This is a genomic window from Methylobacterium sp. E-016, from assembly GCF_022829745.1.
Taxonomy (GTDB): Bacteria; Pseudomonadota; Alphaproteobacteria; order Rhizobiales; family Beijerinckiaceae; genus Methylobacterium.
The window spans coordinates 94,850-101,246 of record NZ_JAKSYF010000140.1; the positions used below are offsets into that span (position 1 = coordinate 94,850).

Annotated in this window: 4 protein-coding genes; 1 reads left to right on the top strand and 3 read right to left on the bottom strand. The window is 72.6% G+C overall.

Annotated features, from left to right (window positions below):
- Positions 1-243: 243 nt before the first annotated feature.
- A complete protein-coding gene (locus MKK68_RS21115; RefSeq protein WP_147728850.1) occupies positions 244-495 on the bottom strand; it encodes a hypothetical protein in 252 nt (83 codons plus the stop codon).
- A 405-nt stretch (positions 496-900) separates the two neighbouring features.
- Between MKK68_RS21115 and MKK68_RS21120 the strand changes: the two genes are divergently transcribed.
- Complete coding sequence (locus tag MKK68_RS21120) at positions 901-2,934, top strand: methyl-accepting chemotaxis protein (protein ID WP_409567287.1); 2,034 nt, start codon at positions 901-903, stop codon at positions 2,932-2,934.
- A 99-nt stretch (positions 2,935-3,033) separates the two neighbouring features.
- Here MKK68_RS21120 and MKK68_RS21125 read toward each other — a convergent pair whose 3' ends face one another.
- Both MKK68_RS21125 and MKK68_RS21130 read right to left on the bottom strand, forming a co-directional pair.
- Complete coding sequence (locus MKK68_RS21125; RefSeq protein WP_147729239.1) at positions 3,034-4,764, bottom strand: L-lactate permease; 1,731 nt, start codon at positions 4,762-4,764, stop codon at positions 3,034-3,036.
- 200 nt (positions 4,765-4,964) lie between these two features.
- Positions 4,965-6,395, bottom strand: coding sequence for a pyruvate dehydrogenase complex dihydrolipoamide acetyltransferase (locus MKK68_RS21130; RefSeq protein ID WP_244032847.1), 1,431 nt, complete (start codon positions 6,393-6,395; stop codon positions 4,965-4,967).
- Between the last annotated feature and the right edge of the window lie 2 nt (positions 6,396-6,397).

Sequence of the window (6,397 nt, forward strand, 5' to 3'; positions counted from 1 at the left end):
ACCGCCGCGCCGGGTCATGTCGTCCGTCCGAAGCCTTCGGCAAGGTGCGGCGGGCGGGACGCAGGCCCGGCATGCTCGCGTGTCTGCTAGAACGAAACGCGTACGTGGGCAACTCGGCCCTTGTTCCGCGACGCGTCCGGCCCTGCGGCCGCCCGCATCTTTTCGCTGCGCCGGCCCCGTTCGGGGGGCGGCCGACGACCAGGATCACCGCGCGCCCGTGCCGGGCGCGCGGCTCCGGCGGGATTACTGCATCGCCTTCATCGCCGCCTCGGACGAGGAGGCCTTCGGGTTGGCCTTGCAGTAGGCGCGCATCTTCGCGTCCATCGCGGCCGCCTGCGGGTCGGCGGCGATCATCGCCTTGTCGGCGGCGCTCATCGAGGCCTGCGCCTGCGCGTCGGCCTTGAGATAGTCGGCGCAGGACATGTCGCCGGTCTGGGCCCGGGCGGCGGCGAGGCCGGCGATCAGCAGGCTCGCGGCGAGGATGGTACGGATCATGATGGCCTCCCAAGGGTACGCCCGGCGTCGTCGCGGCCGACCCGCCGCGCGCGCTCTCGGCGCCTCGTGATAGGGCGGCGCCGGGCGCGGCGTCTTGATCGGGCGTCCGGAATGCATGCCGCCGCGTCCCGATCCGTCGGCGGGATCGCGGATCTTCGCGCAGGTCCGGAAGTCGTGCCCGGGGGTCGCCCCGACGACGCGTCCGCATCGCCCGCCGATGTCCTGGTGTCCGGGTCCGCGAATACGCTGCCGACGGGCTCCCGCCGTTGAAGATCGCGCCCGCGACGATCGAACAGCGCATCGACCTGTGATGGCAACGGCGTCTTTACCGGTTGTAGCGCAGTCGTCCGTATCGACGCGGTGCGAAGACTTGGGATGCGTGGGCGAATGAAGACCGGTGTTCCGATGTCCTTGCGGGGACGCATCGTGGCGGTGGCGCTGGCGCCCTGCCTCGCCTTCGCCGCGGTGGCCGGTGTCGCGATCTCCGACCGGATGGCGCAGCGCGCCGAGATGGTCCAGGTCGAGGACCTTGTCGGCCTCGCCTCGCGGATCAGCGCCTTCGCGCACGAGGGCCAGCGCGAGCGCGGCGCCTCCAGCCTGTTCCTCGCCTCGAAGGGGTCGCAGTTCAAGGCGGAGCTGGTCGCGCAGCGCGCCCGCACCGACGCCGCGCGCCAGGGCCTCGCCGCCGCCGTCACGGCCGGCGCGGCGGCCTACGGCCCCGCCTTCACCCGCAAGGCCAACGCCTTCGCGCAGGCGCTCGACGGCCTGGACGCGCAGCGCAACGCCGTCGACGCGCTGAAGCCGACGGCGCCCCAGGCGGCCGCCGTCTATACCGGTCTGATCGGCGAAGGCCTCGGGCTGGTCCGCGCCCTGTCGGGCGTGATCGGCCCCGTCGGGATCGCCAACCACGCCGCCTCCTACGCCGCCTTCCTGACGATGAAGGAATATGCCGGCCAGGAGCGTGCCGCCGCCTCCGCCGCCTTCGCCACCGGCAGCCTCGACCTCGCCGGGATTCGCCGCCTCGCCACCCTCCAAGCCGACCAGGCCACCTACGAGGGCCTGTTCCGGTCCCGGGCGGAGCCGGCGCAAGGAGCCCTGCTCGATGCCGCGGAGGCCACCGCCCCGGCGCGGGAGGTGGCGCGCCTGCGCAAGGTCGCCCTCGAGACCATGCCCGGCGAAGCCCTGGCCTTCCGCGACGCCCCGCTCTGGTTTCGACTCGCGACCCAGCGCATCGACGGCCTCAAGGCGGTCGAGGACCACCTCACCGCCGACCTCGCCGCGGAGGCCGGCGGCGTTCGCGCGACGGCCGAACGGGCGCTCGTGATCTGGTCGGGGGCGGCGCTCGCGATCTTCCTGCTGTCGGGCGCCCTCGCCTTCGGCCTCGGCACCGCGGTGGCCCGGCCGCTGATCCGGATGTCGCGGGCGCTCACCGCCATCGGCCGCGGCGACGACGACGTGGCGATTCCCCAGGGCGGCCCGATCGAGGTCCGCGCCATCGCCGCCGCGGCGATCGAGTTCCGCGACAACGTCGCCGAGCGCCGCCGCAGCCGCGCGGCGCAGGAGCGGATGTCGGCCGACGCCGAGCTGGCCCGGCGCGCGGCGGCGCTCGAGCTCGCCGACGGGTTCGAGGACCGGGTCGGCGGCATCGTCGAGGCGGTCTCGGCGGCGGCGATCCAGCTCGAGGCGGCGGCCCACGGCATGACGCGGGCGGCTGGGGACGCCTCGTCGCTGAGCCTTCAGGTCGCCCGCGCGTCGCACGAGGCGGCGCTCTCGGCCGACACGGTGGCGGCGGCGACCGAGGAGCTCTCGGCCTCGGTCGCCGAGATCGGCACCCAGGTCACGGCCTCGGCCGACCTCGCGGCGGCGGCCGAGCGAGACGCCGAGGGCATGGCCGGCGAGGTCCGGCGGCTCGCCACGGCGGCCGGCAGCATCGCCCAGATCGTCGGGCTGATCTCGCAGATCGCCGACCAGACCAACCTGCTCGCCCTCAACGCCACCATCGAGGCAGCCCGCGCGGGCGAGGCGGGACGCGGCTTCGCGGTGGTGGCGCAGGAGGTGAAGTCGCTGGCCGGCCAGACCGCGCGGGCGACCGAGGAGATCACGGCCAAGGTCGTCGAGATCAGCGCCTCCACCGACGCCTCGGTCCAGGCGATCAGCGGGATCACCGACGTGATCCGGCGCTTGGCCCAGATCGGCGGCGACATCGCCGCCGCGGTCGAGGAGCAGGGGGCCGCGACCGGCGAGATCGCCCGCACCACCGCCCAGACCTCGCAGGGCACCCGCGCGGTGTCGGAGCATATCGGGGGCGTCAGCGAGGCGGCCGGGACGGCGAGCTCCGGCTCGGCCCAGGTGCTCGCCGCGGCGAGCGCGCTGTCGAGCCAGGCCGGCGACCTGCGCGGCGCGGTCGACCACTTCCTGGCCGGCGTGCGGGCGGCCTGAGGCCGCCCTCCCCCGTCGCCAGACTGCGCCAAAGGAAAAGCCCGCCCCCTCCGCAGGGGGCGGGCTTTTTTGGTGTCGCCGGCGATCTCGGGCGCGAGGCTACGGAACGTGGATCACCATCGCGGTGAAGGGATGCACGTAGGCCTGGAGCATCACCAGCCCGCCCACCAGGCAGGCGAGCGCGATCGAGTGCCAGAACACGAAGCGCAGGATCTTGCCCTCCTGGCCGAAATAGCCGGTGGCGGTGGAGGCGACGACGATCGACTGGGCGTCGATCATCTTGCCCATCACGCCGCCCGACGAGTTGGCCGAGGCCATCAGCACGCCCGACAGGCCGAGCTGCTCCGAGGTGATCTTCTGCAGGCCGCCGAAGAGCACGTTGGAGGCCGTGTCGGAGCCGGTCAGCGCGACGCCGAGCCAGCCGAGCAGCGTGCCGAAGAACGGGTAAAGGATGCCGGTTCCGGCGAACGCCAGGCCCAGCGTCGCGTCGACGCCGGCGTAGCGGGTGAGCACGCCGAGCGCGAGCATCGCCGCGATGGTGATCAGCGAGTAGCGCAGCACCCAGATCGTCTCGACGTAGGCGGTGACGAGGCGGACGGGCGAGAACCGCATGATCAGGCCCGAGATCAGTGCCGCGATCAGCACGCCGGTGCCGGTGTAGGACATGTAGGTGAACAGGAAGACGGCGCCCTCGGGATGGGCCTTGGCCACCACCGGCGGCACCTTCATGATCACGTTGTGCAGGCCCGGCACCTCGTATTTCCAAGTGAAGATCGGGTTGACGATGGCCTTGAACCAGCCGGTGCCCCAGATCGCCACGATCACCGACAGGATGATCCACGGCAGCCAGGCCAGCGCGATCTCGGAGGAGGTGGCGGTGCGGCCGGTGGCGGCCGGGGCGCGGGGCAGGTCGGAGGGAACCCCCGCGCCGAGCGCCACCGGCCGCGGCGCGCCGTAGCCGATCGACGGGTCGTTGCCGCGCAGCGCCGGCGAGGTCCAGATCGTGGCCGGCTTCCAGACCTTCAGGAACAGCACCAGGGCGCCCATCGCCGCGATCGAGGCGCCGATGTCGACGATCCACGGGTTGACGTAGTTCGAGATGCCGAACTGGGCCGCGGCGAAGGCGCCGCCGCAGATCAGGATCGCCGGCCAGACCTGGACCATGCCGCGGAAGCCCGCGAACACCCAGATCAGCCAGAACGGCACGATCAGCGAGAACACCGGCAGCTGCCGGCCGATCATCGCGCCGAGCACGTAGGGGTCGTAGCCCGTCACCGAGGCGAGGCCCTGGATCGGCGCGCCGAGCGCGCCGAAGGCCACCGGCGCGGTGTTGGCGATGAGCGACAGGCCGGAGGCCGCCAGCGGCGAGAAGCCGAGCCCGATCAGGATCGCGCCGGTGACCGCCACCGGCGTGCCGAACCCGCCCGCGCCCTCGAAGAACGCGCCGAAGGCGAAGGCGACGAGCAGCAGCTGCAGCCGCCGGTCGGTGGTGATGCCGGCCACCGATTGCTGGAGGATGGCGAACCACCCCTTCTCCACCGTCAGCCGGTAGAGGAAGATGACGTTGAGGATGATCCAGCCGATCGGGAAGAACCCGGTCACCATCCCGAGCAGCGAGGCGCGGGTCGCGAGGCCGAGCGGCATGCCGAAGGCGCCGACGGCGAGGGCGAAGGCCAGCACCAGGGCGAGCACGGCCGCGATGTGGGCCTTGACCCGGCCGCTGGCGATCATGGCGAGCAGCGCGATCACCGGCACGGAGGCGGCCAGCGTCGACAGCCACGGGTTGCCGAACGGATCGTAGACCTGGTTCCAGGTTTGGACGGGTTCCACGGGCGCATTCCTCCGATGGCCCGGGTTGATCCGCGGGCCGTTGGAGGCGGTGCTAGCAGAGCGGCGAATCCGGCTCAACGCCGAGAGATAATGTATTCAGAAGGTGTTGCGCGCCGACCGCTCCGGCACTTATCGCGAAAGCGGCCGGCGGCTCGGCTCGGCACGACGCGGTCTCGCCGCGCCGCGCGACCGGCCCGTCGTCAGACCAGCATCGCCATCGGGCTCTCGATCAGGCCCTTGAAGGCCGCGATCAGCTCGGCGCCGAGCGCGCCGTCGAGCACGCGGTGGTCGCAGGAGAGGGTCGCGGTCATCACCTGGGCGACGGCGGGCGCGCCGTCCTTGACCACGACCCGCTTCTCGCCGGCGCCGACCGCCAGGATCGAGGATTGCGGCGGGTTGATCACCGCGGTGAAGTGCTTGATCCCGAACATGCCGAGGTTCGACACCGAGGTGACGCCGCCCTGGTACTCCTCCGGCTTCAGCTTCTTGGCGCGCGCACGGGCCGCGAAGTCCTTCATCTCGTTGGAGATGGTGGACAGCGTCTTCTCGTCGGCCCGGCGGATGACCGGGGTGAACAGGCCGCCGTCGATCGCCACGGCGACGCCGACCTCGGCGTTCCTGAAGCGCAGCACCCGGTCCTCGGCCCAGACGGCGTTGGCCATCGGCACCCGGGTCAGGGCGAGGCCCATCGCCTTGATGACGAAGTCGTTGACCGAGAGCTTGAACAGCGGCTTGCCGTCCTTGTCCTTGCCGGCGCTCCGGTTGAGCTGCTCGCGAAGCGCCATCAGCGCGTCGATCTCGCAATCCACGGTCAGGTAGAAGTGCGGCGCAACCTGCATCGCCTCGGTGAGGCGCTTGGCGATGGTCTTGCGCATGCCGTCGAGCGGCACCTCCTCGTAGCTGTCCTTGGCGTAGAAGCCGCGGACCTGATCGGTGGTGAGGCCGGCGGCCCTGGCCGCGGGGGCGGGCGCGGCGGCTTGCGCCGGCGGTGCCGCCTCGGGCGCCTTCGGGGCCGCCTTGGGGGCGGGCGCGGCCTTGCCGGTGCCGGCCTCCTTGGCGGCGCGGACGTCGCGCTCGATCACCCGGCCGCGCGGGCCCGACCCCTGCACGGCCGAGAGGTCGATGCCCTCCTGCTTCGCGATGCGGCGGGCCAGCGGCGAGGCGAAGACGCGCTCGCCCGCCCCGCTCGGCGGATGGGCGGCGCCCTCGGACTTGGCGCTACTGGGCTCGGAAGCGGGCCGCGCCCCGTCGGGGGCCTCGTTGACCCGCTCGTAGGACATGTGGCCGCCGCCGGGCGTGGTGTTCTCGTTCGCCGACGACGCGTCGGCCTTCGGCGCCTGGGCCGGCGCCGGCGCCGCGCCGCCCGCCTGGACCCCGGCCGGATCCTCGCCGTCCACGGCGATCACCGCGATCAGGTCGTTGACCGGCACGTCGGCGGTGCCCTCGGGCACGACGATCCGGGCGAGCACGCCCTCGTCGATCGCCTCGACCTCCATGGTCGCCTTGTCGGTCTCGATCTCGGCGAGCACGTCGCCGGACTTGATCGCGTCGCCCTCCTTCTTGAGCCACTTGGCGAGGTTGCCCTTCTCCATGGTCGGCGAGAGGGCGGGCATCAGGACGTTGACGGGCATGG

Excerpts from the sequence above, each read along its gene's own strand:
- MKK68_RS21115 (WP_147728850.1), bottom strand. The coding sequence starts at position 495 with ATGATCCGTACCATCCTCGCCGCGAGCCTGCTGATCGCCGGCCTCGCC.
- MKK68_RS21120 (WP_409567287.1), top strand. The coding sequence starts at position 901 with ATGTCCTTGCGGGGACGCATCGTGGCGGTGGCGCTGGCGCCCTGCCTC.
- MKK68_RS21130 (WP_244032847.1), bottom strand. The coding sequence starts at position 6,395 with ATGCCCGTCAACGTCCTGATGCCCGCCCTCTCGCCGACCATGGAGAAG.